The sequence below is a fragment of the Alphaproteobacteria bacterium genome (genome assembly GCA_030740435.1).
Lineage (GTDB): Bacteria > Pseudomonadota > Alphaproteobacteria > UBA2966 > UBA2966.
On record JASLXG010000144.1, the window covers coordinates 1 to 15,680 of the forward strand.

15 protein-coding genes and 1 pseudogene are annotated in these 15,680 nt (G+C 67.6%); 6 read left to right on the plus strand and 10 right to left on the minus strand.

Translation table 11 applies throughout. The features are described from left to right. Positions 1 to 266: 266 nt before the first annotated feature. The 6 genes from QGG75_14570 to yajC form a co-directional block, all read right to left on the minus strand. Complete coding sequence (locus tag QGG75_14570; protein ID MDP6068456.1) at positions 267 to 461, minus strand: transposase; 195 nt, start codon at positions 459 to 461, stop codon at positions 267 to 269. 13 nt (positions 462 to 474) lie between these two features. Further along, entirely contained in the window at positions 475 to 1,059 is a 585-nt protein-coding gene (locus tag QGG75_14575) for a transposase (GenBank protein MDP6068457.1), read from the minus strand. A gap of 148 nt (positions 1,060 to 1,207) precedes the next feature. Beyond that, the gene (locus tag QGG75_14580) at positions 1,208 to 1,585 is read right to left on the minus strand and encodes an Mth938-like domain-containing protein (GenBank protein MDP6068458.1); all 378 of its coding nucleotides are present in this window, start codon (positions 1,583 to 1,585) and stop codon (positions 1,208 to 1,210) included. Positions 1,586 to 1,598: 13 nt separating this feature from the next. Beyond that, positions 1,599 to 2,537, minus strand: coding sequence for a protein translocase subunit SecF (secF, locus tag QGG75_14585; protein MDP6068459.1), 939 nt, complete (start codon positions 2,535 to 2,537; stop codon positions 1,599 to 1,601). 11 nt (positions 2,538 to 2,548) lie between these two features. Continuing rightward, positions 2,549 to 4,171 carry a protein translocase subunit SecD gene (gene secD / locus QGG75_14590; protein MDP6068460.1) on the minus strand — a complete coding sequence of 541 codons (1,623 nt, stop codon included), beginning with the start codon at positions 4,169 to 4,171 and terminating at the stop codon, positions 2,549 to 2,551. Between the two features lie 18 nt (positions 4,172 to 4,189). Further along, positions 4,190 to 4,615, minus strand: coding sequence for a preprotein translocase subunit YajC (yajC, locus tag QGG75_14595; protein MDP6068461.1), 426 nt, complete (start codon positions 4,613 to 4,615; stop codon positions 4,190 to 4,192). Positions 4,616 to 5,050: 435 nt separating this feature from the next. Here yajC and QGG75_14600 point away from each other — a divergent pair, with 435 nt between their 5' ends. Then, positions 5,051 to 5,908 carry an ATP-binding protein gene (locus QGG75_14600; protein ID MDP6068462.1) on the plus strand — a complete coding sequence of 286 codons (858 nt, stop codon included), beginning with the start codon at positions 5,051 to 5,053 and terminating at the stop codon, positions 5,906 to 5,908. 23 nt (positions 5,909 to 5,931) lie between these two features. Here QGG75_14600 and QGG75_14605 read toward each other — a convergent pair whose 3' ends face one another. The 4 genes and pseudogenes from QGG75_14605 to QGG75_14620 all read right to left on the minus strand — a co-directional run bounded on the left by QGG75_14605 (position 5,932) and on the right by QGG75_14620 (position 10,447). Then, entirely contained in the window at positions 5,932 to 7,026 is a 1,095-nt protein-coding gene (locus QGG75_14605; protein MDP6068463.1) for an NADH:flavin oxidoreductase, read from the minus strand. 72 nt (positions 7,027 to 7,098) lie between these two features. Further along, positions 7,099 to 8,520 carry an amidase family protein gene (locus QGG75_14610; GenBank protein ID MDP6068464.1) on the minus strand — a complete coding sequence of 474 codons (1,422 nt, stop codon included), beginning with the start codon at positions 8,518 to 8,520 and terminating at the stop codon, positions 7,099 to 7,101. Next, complete coding sequence (locus QGG75_14615) at positions 8,513 to 9,505, minus strand: MBL fold metallo-hydrolase (GenBank protein ID MDP6068465.1); 993 nt, start codon at positions 9,503 to 9,505, stop codon at positions 8,513 to 8,515. Before QGG75_14615 ends, QGG75_14610 begins: the two co-directional genes overlap by 8 nt. A 24-nt stretch (positions 9,506 to 9,529) precedes the next feature. Next, positions 9,530 to 10,447, minus strand: a pseudogene (locus QGG75_14620) (diguanylate cyclase). Between the two features lie 145 nt (positions 10,448 to 10,592). Between QGG75_14620 and QGG75_14625 the strand changes: the two are divergent. The 5 genes from QGG75_14625 to QGG75_14645 form a co-directional block, all read left to right on the plus strand. Continuing rightward, positions 10,593 to 11,363: an FkbM family methyltransferase gene (locus QGG75_14625; GenBank protein ID MDP6068466.1), complete on the plus strand. Its 771-nt coding sequence runs from the start codon at positions 10,593 to 10,595 to the stop codon at positions 11,361 to 11,363. Between the two features lie 255 nt (positions 11,364 to 11,618). Further along, positions 11,619 to 11,792, plus strand: coding sequence for a hypothetical protein (locus tag QGG75_14630; protein MDP6068467.1), 174 nt, complete (start codon positions 11,619 to 11,621; stop codon positions 11,790 to 11,792). A 173-nt stretch (positions 11,793 to 11,965) separates the two neighbouring features. Continuing rightward, positions 11,966 to 15,127 carry a hypothetical protein gene (locus tag QGG75_14635; GenBank protein ID MDP6068468.1) on the plus strand — a complete coding sequence of 1,054 codons (3,162 nt, stop codon included), beginning with the start codon at positions 11,966 to 11,968 and terminating at the stop codon, positions 15,125 to 15,127. Beyond that, positions 15,114 to 15,509, plus strand: coding sequence for a hypothetical protein (locus QGG75_14640; protein ID MDP6068469.1), 396 nt, complete (start codon positions 15,114 to 15,116; stop codon positions 15,507 to 15,509). Before QGG75_14635 ends, QGG75_14640 begins: the two co-directional genes overlap by 14 nt. Continuing rightward, positions 15,484 to 15,680, plus strand: a 197-nt coding sequence (locus tag QGG75_14645; GenBank protein ID MDP6068470.1) for a hypothetical protein, incomplete at its 3' end; no start/stop codon positions are given. The genes QGG75_14640 and QGG75_14645, both read left to right, overlap by 26 nt.

Here is a 15,680-nt window from a genome sequence, read left to right on the forward strand (position 1 = left end):
CACAAACCGACCAAAAAATGAATCCTAAATAGCAAGAAAACACCGTCCCAAGCTATGATTTCCTGCAATGCGAAAGGTGCCTAATCCGCAAAACCGCGAGCTCTGTCATAGACGTTGGAAATTTTCACAAGGGACGATGGAGACCTCAGCGAAATCCGCGGAAATGGAGCGGATAGTTCCTCTGGGGCAAAGTGGCTATCGGGTGTTTACCACCTGCTCGGCGGTTTTTTCTGGCTGATGAGCATGGTCGGGACGGACTCCAGGTTTCAGGCCGTCAGTTTTTCGGCCCGGCGCACGTTGATGGCGATGCACAGGTGCTGGAGATGAGCGCCGTTCCTCTCAAGGCCGCGATCGCGCGCCTGGGCGTAACCGTACGAACGTTTCATGGTGCCGAAGATGCGCTCCACGTTGGCCCGGATCGGCGCGATCAAATTGTTGCGCTGCTGCTGCCAGTACGGCAGCCCAGGGGCAACGTTAATTGTTTTGTGTCAGGGAGAAGAGGGCAGGCACTCCCTGGGTTGAGTTTTCGTGAATGAAGACGGCGAACAGGATGCGGTCCATGGAGGTTCGATCCTGGAAGACGCCCATGGGTCGGGTACGGCGCCGGATCTCGCGGAATCGGCGTTCGATGGCGTTTGTAATGCGCACGGCCTTGCGCTCCTCGAAGGTTTTGTTACGAAAGCAGGTGAGCAGGTCGTCGAGGTCGTTGCGCAGGCAATCGACGACCTTGGAATAGGTGCTCTGCCAGCTGTCGGCGAAGCGACGGGCGGCCGAGCGCGCCTGGCGGCGGGTGTTGGCGTTGATGATGGCATGGAGGCCGCTCTTGACGGCCTGGTGATCGGCCTTTTTGACCTTGTTCAGCACGTTCCTGATCTTGTGCGCCCAGCAGCGCCGGACGGGGACTTTGGGATAGACCATGGGCAGGGCGGCCAGCAGGCCCGCGCCGCCATCGACGCAGATCATCTCGAGCCGCCGCGATGCCCGCCGATCCCTGTACTGGCGCTCGCTGACGCAGAAGACTCCCCACAGGACATCCATCATGGCCACCCACCGGGACACGCGTCCTCCCTGGGTGCTCGTGGCACAGGGGGTGATTGGTTGCTCCCGGCAGTCTGGCCCGATCCAAGCAGCATAACCCCGCTCGTCTCGGATCACGATGAAGGGTACAGGGGGTGGCGGCAGAAATCGATGACCGGTGCCGAACCCCTTACGACACCGCAATCAGCGCCGCAGCGAAGCGGCGGTTTTCATTGAGCAGCATGTTGTAGGTGCGCGCGGCGGCGCCGGTGTCCATCACTTCCAGGACGATGCCGCGGCTGGCGAAGGCCCGGCGCAGGCCGTCGTCGACAGGCGCCATGGCGGTGCCGCAGCCGAGTAGCAGGAATTCGGGCGGCGGCTCGGCCGTCAGCACGGCCACCAACGAATCCGCCGTTGCCTCGGCCATAGCGCTCACCGGCCAGGGCTCGAAGCGCTCGACGAAGACGATTACGGAGCCCTGGTGACGCCGGCCGTTGATGCGGAATCCGCCGTTGCCGTAGCTTTCTATGAGCTGAAAATCGGCCGGCCGTACGCGGCTCTCTGCCACCGTTCGGGCCGGCTCAGCCGGTTTCCTCGGCTTTGTCCTCGGCCTCGCTGCCGCGGCGCACGCCGAGATAGATCAGCACCGGCGCGGCCACGAAGACCGAGGAATAGGTGCCCACGACGACGCCCCAGATCATGGCGAAGGTGAAGCCGCGGATGACCTCGCCGCCGAAGAAAAAGAGCGTCAGCAGAGCCAGCAGCGTCGTCACCGAGGTCATGGTGGTGCGCGACAACGTCTCGTTGACGCTGACGTCGAGCAGTTCCTTCAGCTCCATGGTGCGATAGCGCCTGAGGTTCTCCCGTACCCGGTCGTAGATGACCACGGTGTCGTTCATGGAATAGCCGACGATGGTCAAAAGGGCGGCGATGATCGAGAGGTTGAATTCGAGGCGCGTCAGCGAAAAGACGCCGATGGTCAGCACCACGTCGTGCACCAGGGCGACGACGGCGCCAACGGAGAACTGCCATTCGAAGCGGAACCAGATGTAGACCAGCATGCAGAACACGGCCAGCAGCACCGCGATGGTGCCGGCTTCCTTCAATTCGTCACTGACCTTGGGGCCGACGAACTCGACGCGGCGGTAGCTGATGCCGGTGCCGATCTCGCGGTCGAGCGCCTTTTTGACCATTTCGACGGCGCGCTGCTGGGCCGTGGCGTCGCCGGCCTGGCGTTCGACCCGGATCAGCACGTCGCGCGGGTCGCCGAATTCCTGCAAGGCCACCTCGCCCAGCCCCAGGCCCGAAAGGGCGCCCCGCATGCGGCCGATCTCGGCCACCTCGGGCGTGCGTACCTCGATCAAGATACCGCCCCGGAAGTCGATGCCGTAGTTGAGGTTCAAGGTGAGGAAGAGAACCACCGAAGCCAGCGCCAAAAAGCCCGAAAGCGCGAAGGCCATGAGGCGGAAACGCAAAAAGGGGATGCTGGTCCGGGCCGGGACGAGGCGCAGCTTGTACATGCTCCGCCCCCCTACAACGGCAACGCCGTGGGCCGGCGCCGGTGCATCCAGATGGTGATCAACAGGCGCGTCAGCAGGATTGCCGTGAACATCGAGGTGGCGATGCCTATGGCCAGCGTGACGCCGAAGCCCTTGACCGGCCCCGAGCCGAAGATGAGCAGCAGCACAGCCGCGATCAGGGTGGTGACGTTGGCGTCGATGATGGTGGTCAACGCCTTTTTGTAACCCGCCTCGATGGCCGCGAAGGGCGTCTTGCCGGTGCGCATTTCCTCGCGGATGCGCTCGAAGATCAGCACGTTGGCGTCCACCGCCATGCCGATGGTCAGCACGATACCGGCGATGCCCGGCAAGGTCAGCGTGGCCTGGAGTACAGAAAGCCCGCCGACGATGAGAAAGAGGTTGGCCAACAGCGCCACGTCCGAGACGATGCCGAAGAGGCCATAGGCCGCCACCATGAAGACCATCACCAGGAGGAAGGCGAAAATGCTGGCGATCTTGCCGGCGCGGATCGAATCGGCGCCCAGGTCGGGCCCGACGCTGCGCTCCTCGAGGATCTTCAAGGGCGCCGGCAGGGCGCCGGCCCTGAGCAGCACCGCCAGATCGTTGGCTTCCTGCACGCTGAAGCGGCCGCTGATGATGCCCGAGCCGCCCAGGATGGGCTCGCGGATCACCGGCGCGCTGATGACCCGGTTGTCGAGCACGATGGCGAAGGGACGGCCGACGTTGGCCTTGGTGGCGTCACCAAAGCGCTTGGCCCCGACGGCGTCGAAGCGGAAGCTGACCACCGGCCGGCCCTGGTCGTAGGTGGGCGCCGCGTCGACCAGCGATTCGCCCGAGACCATGACGCGCTTGCGCACCACGTACTGCACGGGACCTCCCGCCGCCGTGCGTTCGGCATCGTCATCGAGCAATTCCGAGCCCGGCGGCAGACGGCCGCGCTTGGCATCCGAGACCGTGGTCGTCTGGTCGACCAGGCGGAACACCATCTTGGCGGTCTTGCCCAGCAGCCGCTTGATGCGGTCGGGGTTCTTGACGCCGGGAAGTTGAATGAGAATGCGCTCCTCGCCCTGGCGCTGGATGGTGGGCTCGCGGGTGCCCACCTCGTCGACGCGGCGGCGCACGATCTCGATGGATTGTTCCACCGCCGCCCGCTTGCGGTCGTTGATGGCGGCCTCGGTGAGCGTCACGGTGATCAGGCCGGCGCCGGCCTCGACCACCTCGATGTCGTTGCCGCCGCCACCGCCGCCGAAAAGGCTGGGCGCCAGCGGCGTGCCCAGGTCCTTGATGACCTCGAGGGCACGCTCGAACTTGTCGCCCTCACGAATGCGCACGCCGATCGAGGTGCCATCACGCAAGCCCAGGCCGGTATAGCCGATGCGTTCCTTGCGCAAAGCCGAGCGACTGGCATCGATAAGCGATTCCAGGCGTTCCTTGATCACCGCCTGGACGTCGACCTCGAGCAGCAGGTGCGAGCCGCCCTGCAGGTCGAGACCCAGGTTGACCTGCAAATGCGGCAACCAGACGGGTAGGCTGTCGGCGCTCTGGCGGCTGAGGAAATTGGGCAACGAGAGCACCACGCCGCCAAGGCAGAGGACGGCGACGAGGACGATCTTCCAGGTGGGAAAGCTGCGCATCCGGGTGAGGGGAAAACCCTAGTCGGACTTTTTCCTGCCGAACAGCATGTCCAGCAGGCTGCCGCTGGGCTGCGACTGGGTCGCCGAGGCCGCAGCGTCGGTGCCGGGCGCGTTGGCCGCGGCCGGTTCGCTCTTGGCCATCACGGTGGAGAGCGTCGAGCCCACCACCTCCATTTTGATCTTGCTGTCGGCCTCGCCGAACTCGACGATCAGGCGGTCGTTCTCGTTGACCTTAGTGACCTTGCCGATCAGGCCACCACCGGTGACCACGGTGTCGCCGCGGCGCACCGCACCGATCATGGCGCGGTGTTCCTTGGCCTTCTTTTGCTGCGGCCGGATAAGCAGGAAATAGAAGACCGCGAAGATCAGGACCAGCGGCATGATCGCCGTGATATCGAAGCCGCCACCACCGGCGGCCTGGGCGTAGGCCGGTGAAATAAACATCTGAATCCCCTGGACTGGAGCCGCGAGATTGGCCGGACTATAGCGCCAGCCCGGCGCTTTGCAAGCGGTCTCTGGTGGCGGCGCGGTTGACGGCGGTTCGGCTTGTGTCAGCCCGGATTTCTCCCCTGGTCATGGCCTGCGCGGCGCTGTGGCGTCGACAGGGTAGGAGAGCTGCGCCGCGCGATGTGGGGGACATCGGGCAAGCAGCTCGACGCATCCTGTCGGCGCCACAGCGACGCCCGAAGGATCGCGCCCAGGCGCGCGCCCGCTACGTCGAAGTCCGAAGACCGTAGCCCCGCTACGCTCTTCGGACTTCTCCTTGCGGATCGCATCACCTGGGCACGACGCAGGCCGTGACCAGGGGAGAAATCCGGGCTAAGGTCTCGCGGCCCTGGTCCGGCCCTATTCCGCCCGCCATTTCGAGATCACGCCAAAATGACCGACCCCGACCTCACCCCCCTGCTACAGCGCGTCGCCGACGCCCTCGAGCGGCTGTCGCCGCCGCCCGGTGAGACCGTCGACCTGGCCTCGGCCGAGGCCTTCATCTGGCGCGCCGAAAGCGGCCGGCTCGAACCGGTGCCCGAGATCAACAGGGTAGAGCTCGAGTTGCTGCACGGCATCGACCAGGTGCGCGACATCCTGCTCGACAACACGCGCCGCTTCGCCCAGGGCCTGCCGGCCAACAACGCGCTGCTCTGGGGCGCCCGCGGCATGGGCAAGTCGTCGCTGGTCAAGGCCGTGCACGCCACCATCAATGCCGAAACGGCCGGCGCCTTGGCACTGGTCGAGATCCACCGCGAGGACATTCCCTCGCTGCCCCGGCTTTTGCATCTATGCGCCGACAGCACCAGGCATTGCCTGCTGTTTTGCGACGATCTTTCGTTCGGCAGCGAGGACACCAGCTACAAGTCGCTAAAGGCGGTGCTCGAGGGCGGCATCGAGGGCCGGCCGGAAAACGTTATCTTCTACGCCACCAGCAACCGCCGCCACCTGATGCCCCGCGACATGATCGAGAACGAACGCTCGACCGCCATCAATCCGGCCGAGGCGGTGGAGGAAAAGGTCTCGCTCTCGGACCGTTTCGGCCTTTGGCTCGGCTTCCATGGCTGCAGCCAGGAGCAGTACCTGACCATGATCGGGGGCTACGCCGAGCATTACGGCCTGGCCGGCGACGCCGCGACGCTGCGCCCGCAAGCCATCGAATGGGCCGCCACCCGCGGCGCCCGCTCGGGCCGCGTGGCCTGGCAATTCATCCAGGACCTGGCCGGCCGCCAGGGGAAAAGGCTGGGATAGCGCGGCGCAGGATTATTTGGCTGCTAATGCAGCGTCGCCAACGCGTCTTTGGTATACGGCAGGATCTCATCGTAGCGGCCTTCGCGCACCAACTGCGGCCAGGTCGGATTGGTGATGAGGATACGGCCGACGGCGACGAGGTCGAATTCCTCGCGTTCCAACCGCGCCAGCAACTCGTCGATCTTGGTCACCTTGGCCTCGCCCTCGGTGAAGGTGTTGATGAAGTCGTCGTCCAATCCGATGCTGCCCACGGTGATGGTCGGTTTGCCGCTGATCTGGCGCGTCCAGCCGGCCAGGTTGAGGTCGGAGCCCTCGAACTCGGGCAACCAGAAGCGCCGCGTCGAGCAGTGGAAGATGTCGACCCCGGCCTCTATCAGCGGCGCCAGGAAAGCCTCCAACTCGGCCGGATTTTGCGCCAACTTGGCCGGAAAATCCTGCTGCTTCCACTGCGAAAAGCGCAGCACGATGGGATAGTCCGGCCCCACCCGGGCGCGCACCGCGGCGGTGATCTGGGCGCTGAAAAGCGTGCGTTTGACCAGGTCGCCGCCATAGTCGTCGTCGCGCTGGTTGGTGCCCTCCCAGAAGAACTGGTCCAAGAGATAACCATGCGCGCCGTGCAGCTCGACACCGTCGAAACCCAGACGCTGGGCCTCGCCGGCCGCCTTGGCGAAGGCCTCGACGATGTCGTCGATGTCGGCCTGGGTCATGGCCCGGCCGCGTTCCTTGCCCGGCAACAGGAGCCCCGAGGGCCCGACGCTGGGCTCGTCGGGATGGGCGCCGGTGCCCGGCTTGCGCATGGTGCCGTGGTGCCAGAGCTGGGGCATGATGACGCCGCCGGCGTCATGCACCTCATTGACCACATGTTGCCAGCCGGCCAGGGCATCGTCGCCGTGAAAGCGCGGGATGTCGGCGCTGCCCGAGGCGGCGGCGTGATCGACCGTGGTGCCTTCGGTAATGATCAGGCCGGTGCCGCCTTCGACGCGGCGGCGGTAGTAGGCCGCGACGTCGGGGCCGGGCACGCCGCCGGGCGACTTGTAGCGTGTCATGGGCGCCATCACCAGGCGGTTGGGACACTTCAGGGTGCCGAAGCTGCAGGGCTCGTAAAGCTTATCGCTCATGGTGGGATCCGTGGATTGGGGGGGACGGGACCACCATCCTGTCAACTTTTCCGCACTCCGGCCAGGCCCCAGTCAACCGCGCTGTCGCCACAGCGTGTTCGCCAGCACGCCGATGCTGCGCTCGATGGCCTCGGCGGCATCGAGGCAAAGATCCTCGCGAAAACGCCGGCCGATGATCTGCACGCCCAGCGGCCAGCCGCCCTCGAGTCCCGTCGGCACCACGGCGGCCGGCAGCCCCAAGTAATTCATACCAAAGCTGTAGATGGCGGCATCGAAGATGTCCTTGATGTATTCCGGGCCCTGGGCGTCCTCGTTCCAGCCATAGAGGGTTCGCATCAGGAAAGGCGTCAACACCAGCGGATAGTCCTCGAGAAAGAGGTTCCAGGCCCGGGTCAGGCGGGTGCGATCGGCCAGGGCGCGGATCAGTGCCGGAGGCTCGGCCGGGACCATCAGTTCATAGTATTCGTCGAACATGCGCTGGATGGTCTCGCTGCCGAACTGGCGGATGGCCGGGTCCATCAGCAGCTTGACCTCGCCCATGGTGTTGGTTCGCCAGGCCTCGGCGATCTCCGGCATCAGCGGCGGCTCGGTCTCCTCGACGGCGTATCCGGCGTCGCTCAGCACCCCGGCGGCGCGGTCGACGGCGGCCGTGATCAGCGGATCTATGGCATAGCCATGCGCATTGCGCGTCACCGCCACCTTGATGGGCGATGGCGGCGGTGGGCCACCAAAGGGCAGCGGCACGTGCCAGGGATCGCGGGCATCGGGTCGCACCAGCACCTCCATGGCCAGGCGCACGTCGCGCACCTCGCGGGCGATGGCGCCCTGCACCGACATGAGCTGGGCCAAAAGGCCGCGCTCCTCGGGCGCCGAGGGGTTGTAGGCGGCCACCCGGCCCTGGGTCGGCCGCACCGTGGCGGTGCCGCAGGCGAGGGAGGGAAAGCGCAGCGAGCCGCCGATGTCGTTGCCGTGCGCGATGGGGCCGAAGCCCATCACCGTGGCCGCCGCGGCCCCACCGGACGAGCCGCCGGGCGAGCGCGTCTCGTCCCAGGGATTGATGGTGCGGCCGTGCAGCGGATTGTCGGTGGTGGCGCGGAAGGAGAACTCGGGCGTGTTGGTGCGGCCGACGACAATGGCCCCGGCATTTCGCAAATTCCGCACCACCGGCGCATCGTCGGGCGCGATGACGCCGGCAAAGGCGGCGACGCCGTTGGGCGTGGCGCGGCCCGCTTGGTCGACGTTTTCCTTGATCGTCACCGGCACGCCGTGCAGCGGGCCCAGCGGGCCATCGGCGGCCAAAATACTGTCGTGCCCGGCGGCCTCGGCCAGGGCCTCTTCCGTGAGGTCGTCGACGATGGCGTTGATCTCGCCGTTTTCGGCCCGGATGCGTTCAACCACGCTGCCCACGGCATCCTGGCACGAGAGCCGTTTGTCGCGGATGGCCTGAGCCAGGTCGCAGGCGCTCCACTGCCAAAGTTCACGATTCTCAGTCATCGGCTGCTCCTTGCTGCAAGGGGCGCGAGGCGCCATTTTCCAAACGATATTCAAGTTCCTCGCGGGCCACGCGGCCCTGCTCGACGAGGCGGGCGAGGTGGGCCTCGGTAGTGCTGGAATACCAGGGACAGACCTCCAGCGCCATGGGGCTGTAGAGCAGCACGTCGAGCTGCTCGCAGGTGCGGGGCCCCTGCGATAGTTCCTCGAGAATGCGTTCCTCGCGGCGCACCAGAAAACCCCGGGTCTTTTCCACCTGGACCGCGAAATCGCCATTCAGCGCGCCATGGGCGGGAAAGGCCCGTTCAACCTCGAGCTTGGCGACACGCTCGAGGCTTTCGAGGTAGGGCACCACGCCGCCGCCGCTGGAGGAATACCAGGGCAGCGAATTGCCCGGCGGCGAGGCGCGCAAGAGATCGCCGGTCACCAGGATGCGCCGGTCGGGCTCATGGAACACCGTCAGGCCGGCATCGTGGCCCGGCGTGTGGTAAAGGCAAAAGCGGTAGCGCCCGATAGCCACCTCGAGGCCCTCCTCGAGGGGCTCGAGTTCCTCGCCATCCAGCACCCAGTCGCCACAGGAGCGGCGGAAATTATCGAGAATATCGTAATGCTCGAGCCGGGGCGCGATGGTGCGCACGAAATCCGGCAGCACGGCGTTCTCCTGGACCTTGGGGTCGCAGGCCTCGGCCATGGAGCCGGGCGGGATGAAAACCCGTGGCGCCGCGAAGCGCTTGACGAAGTTGACGCCGCCGACGTGATCGGTGTGGCCGTGGGTGAGGTAGATGCTGTGGATGTCGGCCAGCCCGAAGCCGAGCTCGGCCACGCATTTCTCCAGCACGATGGCGGTCTCGCCGCCGTTGAGGCCGGCATCCACCAGGTTGAGGCCATCGTCATCGACAATCACGAGAATGTTGGCCGAGGCCGGCCAGGCCACGTTGGTGAACTGGATGAAGAAGGAATCCTCGGCAATGGTTTCCAGCCGGTACACCCGCGCGCCCCTCGCTTGTCTCTGTCAGGAGCCGGCGGTGGTGCAGAAGCTGCGATTGCGCCCGGCGCTTTTGGCGGCGTAAAGCTGGCCGTCGGCGCTCTCCAGCAGCCCGCTCGGGTCGTTGCCGGCGGCGGGCTTGAAACTGGCGCCGCCCACGCTGACGGTGACGCTGTCGCCAGCCGGGGAATATTCGTGCTCGAGGTGCAGATCACTCACCGCCCGGCATAGCGCCGCGCCCATTATGGCGGTGCCCTCGGCATCGGTTTCCGGCAGCACGCAGGCGAACTCCTCGCCGCCATAGCGGGCACAGAGGTCGGCCGGCCGTTTCAGCGCCGCCTCGAGGGCCCGGGCGACACGGATCAGGCAGTCGTCGCCGGCGCCATGGCCGTAGTTGTCGTTGAACAGCTTGAAGTGGTCGATGTCGATCATCAGCAGCGACAGCCAGGCCTCGTTACGCAAGGCGCGCCGCCATTCCTGGTCGAGGAACTCGTCCAAGGCACGGCGGTTGGCAATGCCGGTGTCAGGCCGTCGCGCAGCGACAAGGTCTTCAGGGTGTCGCGATGGCGCTTGAGCTCGAGATGGTTACGTACCCGCATCTTGACGATCTCGGGATTGATGGGCTTGGCGATGTAGTCAATGGCGCCCATCTCCAGGCCCTTGACCTCCTGCTCGATCCTGCCCAGCGCGGTGAGAAAGACCACGGGAATGTCGCTGGTCAAGGGGGTCGGACTTGAGGCGCTGGCAGACCTCGTAGCCGTCCATGGCCGGCATCATGATGTCGAGCAGGATAAGGTCCGGGTTTTCAGCGGCCGCGAAATCCAGTGCCTCGCCGCCGTTGGCGGCACTGACGACGTTGCACTCCGCGCTCAGGATGGCCTCGATGAGATCGATGTTGAGACTCTCGTCGTCGACCACCAGGACGGTTTGTTCGCTCTCGGACATCAGGCTTCAACCATGCTTTGCCGCCCCGAGCTCCCTCCCACAGGCATCCGGGCCCAGGCCCTGTCTACAGCAAATTGACGGTGATTGAAATCACCCCCAAACGATCCCCGCCGCAGGGTCTGACACCCTGTGATAACATTGGGCGATGAACGACGACCGCGCCGCGCCCGCCGCCTGGCAGCCACCCTCGAGCCTCGAGGAACGGCTGCTTGGCGCGCTGCTGCCGCCCAGGCTCTACTGCCGCTTCCGGGCGCACCGCGAACGCCGCCGTGGCGAGGCCGAACTGGCGCTTTTGCCCTTCCTCTGCGATGCCCACCGGGCCAGCATCGACGTGGGCGCCAACAAGGGCGTCTATACGTATTGGCTGCAGCGCCATTCCCGCCACGTCTACGCCTATGAGCCCAATCCCAAGATCTTCCGCATCCTGGCCCGGGGTGTCCAGGGCAACGTCACGCTCAAGCCCGTGGCGCTTTCGGACCGGAGCGAAACCGCCACCCTCAGGGTGCCCGGCAGCGGCTCGAGCTACTCCAACCAGCGCGCCACCCTGGCGCCGGCCAAGGCGGGGCAGGACTACGGTGAGCTGGCGGTCGAAAGCCGGCGCCTCGACGACGAGGGGCTCGAGGACATCGGCTTCATCAAGATCGACGTCGAAGGCCACGAGCTGGCGGTGCTGGCCGGGGCCGCCGAGACCATCACCCGGGATCGTCCGGTGCTGTTGATCGAGATCGAGGAAACCCACAGCGGCCGGGCCATCGAGGACTCCCTGGCGGCCGTCACGGCCTACGGCTACCAGGGGCTGACCCTGATCGGCGGCATGCTTTGCGAACTATCCCGCTTCTCCCCCGAAGCCCACCACCGGGCCCCGGCCCGGCGCCAGGATTATGTCTTCAATTTCATCTTCCTGCCTGTCGATTAAGGCTCGATTATGAGCACGGCCCCGCCCCTGCCACCGGCGCCGCCCAGCTCCACCCCGCCGGGGGCGCCCCCTCCGGGAACCACGCCTCCCGGCTCGCCGGCTCCCCTGTCCGGCGATCGCCAAACTGGCGACGAGACGCAGCGCCAGCCGGCGGCCGAAGTCCCTGAAAGCGCCGCCAAACCGCAAGAGAAACTCTCGACGGCGCTGAGCGGCCTGCTTCCCGGCGCCGTCCTGCGCGGCACCGTCAGTGGCACGGTGAGCGGTGGCAGCGGCGAGTTGGTGGTCGAGACGGTGGCCAGCGCGCATCGCCTGGTCGGCGAGGTCAAGGTAGCCCCCGGCGATGCCGTCGAGTTGCGCATCGTTTCATTGCAAGCGGGCGTGCAGGCGAACTGCTGTCGGTCAACGGCGAGCCGCGTTCGACGCCGGTGATGCTGGAAAGCGTCGCCACCGCGCCCCGCGAAACCACCGCCCCTCCGAGGCCCGGCACAACCCTCGGCGGCACCGTCATCGCCACGCCCGCGGCGGCTGAAAGCGGGCCACAAAGCGGACCACATAGCGGCCCGCGTCTCGGCCTGAGCGCGGGATCCGCCATCGAGGTGCGGGTGGTTGCAGTGGAATTGCCGCCGGGCGAAACGGCCGAGACCCCGGAAGCGCAAATCCAGGGAATGGTCGTCGAGGCCGCGGCAAACAGCGCCACGCTCGAGACGGCCTCGGGCCGGCTCGAGTTGGCCGTCAGGGGCGCCCAGGCGGGGATGCGCCTCGCCGTTGCCACTACCGAGGCGCCAGCGCCAGCAGTACCGCCGCCGCTGGCCCGCGACGCCATCGTCGCGGCGAAAAAGCCCGAATCCGGCATCGCGATGACCGTTCGCGTCGTCTCGGTCGAGACCCCGCGGATTCAAGGGCCCGTCGTCGAGGCGGCGGAAAACCGCCTCGCCGCTACCGCCACGGAACCCGAATCCACTGCCGCCAGCGCCGCGCCTGTCGTCGCAGTCGAGGTGCCGGTACCCGAAGTTCGAGGCACGGTCGTCGAGGTAGGCGAAAAACGCACCGTGATCGAGACGCCATCGGGACGCCTCAGCCTGGCGCTTTCGGCGCCGCTGCCGCTGGGTACCCGGGTGGTGGCCGAGACCGTGCCCGAGGCGCCGCCGAGGGCAGCGGCAGCGGCACCGCTGGTTCCACAAACCGTGGTGGCCGTCCGGGCCGAGACGGAAATCAAAGTCGGGCAGTCAAGCTTCGCCGCCGGCACCGACCTTGCCCTGCGCATCAATACCATCGAGCCGCCGGCGCCACGCCTTCTGGGCACCGTAGTGGATAGCGCTGCACACCGGGCTGTGATCGAAACCCCGGCTGGCCGCCTCACCCTGGCGCTGACGGGGGCGGCGCTGGGAGCCCGCATCGAGGCGGAGGTGGTAGCCCCACCACCGGACCCAGCAAATCCAACGGCGTCGGCCACGACCGAGTTGGGTTCACTGGTTGCGGCACGGGCCGAGACGGCTCTGACCCTGGGCCGCACCATCGTGGCGCCGCAGGAATCCCTGACGCTGCGCATTGTTTCGATCTCCGACAGCACCGGCGAGCCGCCACGGCTGGCTGGACGGGTGGTGGCTTCGGCTGAAGGACGCACGCGGATTGAGACGCCGATCGGGGAATTGGACTTGGCGGCCGAGGCCAAGGTCGGTCAGGGCCTGCAGCTGGACGTCATCAGCCGCGATGCCGGGGTGCACCGCGCCCTACAGCCGGCCACCCCGGAGCCCCTGGTTCCCGGCCGCCAGGTCGCCGCCGAGATCGTTGGCAGTGGCCAGCCGCTGGTGCTGCGTGTGGTGTCGCTCGAGGCGCCGCGGTTTCAGGGCACAGTCATCGAGGCCTCAGAAAACCGCGCCACGGTCGAGACGGCCTCGGGCCGGCTTGAGTTGGCCCTGTTCGGCGCCGAGCCGGGTACGCGGATCACTGTTGCCACCACCGACGCCCCGCCGCCTGCCGCGCCCGTTCCGCTGAGCCACGAGGCCATCGTCGAGGCCCAACCCGAGACCGGCCCCGCGCTGGCCGTGCGCGTCGTCTCGGTCGAAGCGCCCCAGCTTCAGGGAACCGTCGTCACGGCCACGGAAAGTAGCGCCGTGATCGAGACGGCCTCGGGCCGCATCGAGTTGGCCGTTAGCGGCGCCGAGCCGGGCGCGCGGATCACCGTTGCCACCACCGACGCTCCGCCTCCTGCCGCGCCCGTACCGCTGGCCCGCGAGGCCATCGTCGAGGCCCAACCCGAGACCGGCCCCGCGCTGGCCGTGCGCGTCGTCTCGGTCGAGGCACCGCAGCTTCAGGGAACCGTCGTCGAGGCTTCGGAAAGCCGCGCCGTGATCGAAACGTCCTCGGGCCGCGTCGAGTTGGCCGTTAGCGGTGCCGAGCCAGGTACGCGGATCACCGTTGCCACCACGGACGCTCCGCCGCCTGCCGCGCCCGCACCGCTGACCCCCGAAGCCATCGTCATGGCCCAACCCGAGACCGGGCCGGCGCTGGCCGTTCGTATCGTCGCGCTCGAAGCACCGGCTTTGCGGTTGCGGGCAACCGTCGTGGCGGCCTCGGAGAACCGGGCCGAGGTCGAGACGCCGCTGGGACGGCTGGTTCTGGAGGCCACGGCCGAACCGGGGAGTCGGCTCGACCTCGAGGTTCTCGGCCCCGCCGCCGCAGCCCCACGGCAGCCCAGCGGCACCATCGAAACCGGCCACCAGGTAGCGGCAGAGATCGTCGGCAGCGGCCAGCCCTTGCGACTGCGCGTGACCGCCGTGGAGCCGCCGGTGCCGAGACTTCAGGGCACGGTGGTCGAGGTAGCCGCAAACAGCGCCGTGCTCGAAACAGCCTCGGGCCGGTTGAACCTGCAGCTATCGACGCCGCCGGCCTTGGGAACGCTGATCACCGTGGAGATCGCCGAGACAGCGCCGCCGGCGGCACCGCCACAAGCAGCGCTGCCTCTGGCCATCGACCAGGTGGTGGCGGCACGGGCCGAGACCGAGATCACGGCCGCACCGGCGGCAGTGGCGGCGGGCTCGGTGCTGGCGCTGCGTATCGCTGAAATCGAGGCCCCGGCGGAGCGCCTGCAGGGCCGCGTCGTCGACGCCGGGCCGCAACGGGTTCTGGTCGAGAGCGATGTCGGCCGCCTGAGCCTGAACCTGCCCCCTGACCAAACCCCGCACGAGCTGGCGCTGGGCGCCCGCATCGAGGCCGAGATCGTGCCGCCTGAGACGGCGCCGCCAGCGGCCGAAAATGTCGTCGTGGCACGGGCCGAAAGCGTCCTCACGACCGCCAGCACCATCGTCGCGCCGGACCAGGAATTCGCCCCTGCGCCTGATCTCGGTATCCCAGCCCGTGATCCAGCCCGAGCGCCTAAGCGGCACCGTCGTGGCGACGTCGGAGCGGCACGTACAGGTCGAGACAGCGGCCGGCCGCCTGGTACTGCTGGCCGAAGCGGCCCTGGGGCAGCGCCTGGAATTCGACGTCATCAGCCGCGATGCCACAGTAAAGCAAGCCGTTCAGCGGGCGCTGCCACCGGCCTCCCCCAGAGCCCTCCAACCTGGTCGCCAGGTCGCCGCCGAGGAACTGGCCAGCGGCCAGCCGCTGGTGCTGCGCGTGGTGTCAGCCGAGGCCACGGCGAGGCCCATCGAGGGCCGCGTCGTCGCGGCAGCGGAAAACCGCCTGATCGTCGATACCGGCTCGCGGCGCCTGGCTCTGGACACCGTCAGTCCCCTGCCGCGCGGCCGCATGGTCGAGCTTGAAGTCATCGAGGCGCCCAGCCCCGCCACGCCACAGCCACTGCTGGCCGGCACCGTGGTGGCGGCGACGCTGGAGGCCCCGCCAGCGCTGCCGGAAACCGAGCCCGCGGCGCCGCTCGCCGGTCTGGAGATTGGCACGCCTTTGACGTTACGGGTGAGCGCCGTGGCGTTGCCCGATTCGCAGCCCATCCCCGAGCCCGGTGCCCGCCTCAGAGCGCAGGTCGTGGCGCAGCAGGGAAACCGGGCCATCGTGACAACGGCGGGAGATACGTTTTCCCTGCCCGTCGCAGCCGCCGTCGGTAGCCGGGTGATGCTCGAGCTGACACCGGGCGCCGGGCCGGGGGGGCGCCGGGCCGGGGGTGCGCCTGGTCGAGCCCGGCAGTGAGCCGCTGCCGCCGGCAGCCCCGGCCTCGCCCGGCCCGGCACGCCTGGACGCCGTGATCGCCGGAACCTCCGAGGCCGGACGGCTGCTGCTCGACAGTGCCAGCGCCCGCCTGGCCGTGGCCGGCCTCGAGGGCCGGCCCGGCACCGCCTTGGCCCTTGACCTGGTGAGCCG

What these genes read in the sequence shown, in the direction of transcription:
- QGG75_14605 (MDP6068463.1), bottom strand. Translation starts at nt 7,026, where the DNA reads ATGAGCGATAAGCTTTACGAGCCCTGCAGCTTCGGCACCCTGAAGTGT.
- QGG75_14610 (MDP6068464.1), bottom strand. Translation starts at nt 8,520, where the DNA reads ATGACTGAGAATCGTGAACTTTGGCAGTGGAGCGCCTGCGACCTGGCT.
- secF (MDP6068459.1), bottom strand. Translation starts at nt 2,537, where the DNA reads ATGTACAAGCTGCGCCTCGTCCCGGCCCGGACCAGCATCCCCTTTTTG.
- QGG75_14640 (MDP6068469.1), top strand. Translation starts at nt 15,114, where the DNA reads ATGGTCGAGCTTGAAGTCATCGAGGCGCCCAGCCCCGCCACGCCACAG.
- QGG75_14625 (MDP6068466.1), top strand. Translation starts at nt 10,593, where the DNA reads ATGAACGACGACCGCGCCGCGCCCGCCGCCTGGCAGCCACCCTCGAGC.
- QGG75_14600 (MDP6068462.1), top strand. Translation starts at nt 5,051, where the DNA reads ATGACCGACCCCGACCTCACCCCCCTGCTACAGCGCGTCGCCGACGCC.
- secD (MDP6068460.1), bottom strand. Translation starts at nt 4,171, where the DNA reads ATGCGCAGCTTTCCCACCTGGAAGATCGTCCTCGTCGCCGTCCTCTGC.
- yajC (MDP6068461.1), bottom strand. Translation starts at nt 4,615, where the DNA reads ATGTTTATTTCACCGGCCTACGCCCAGGCCGCCGGTGGTGGCGGCTTC.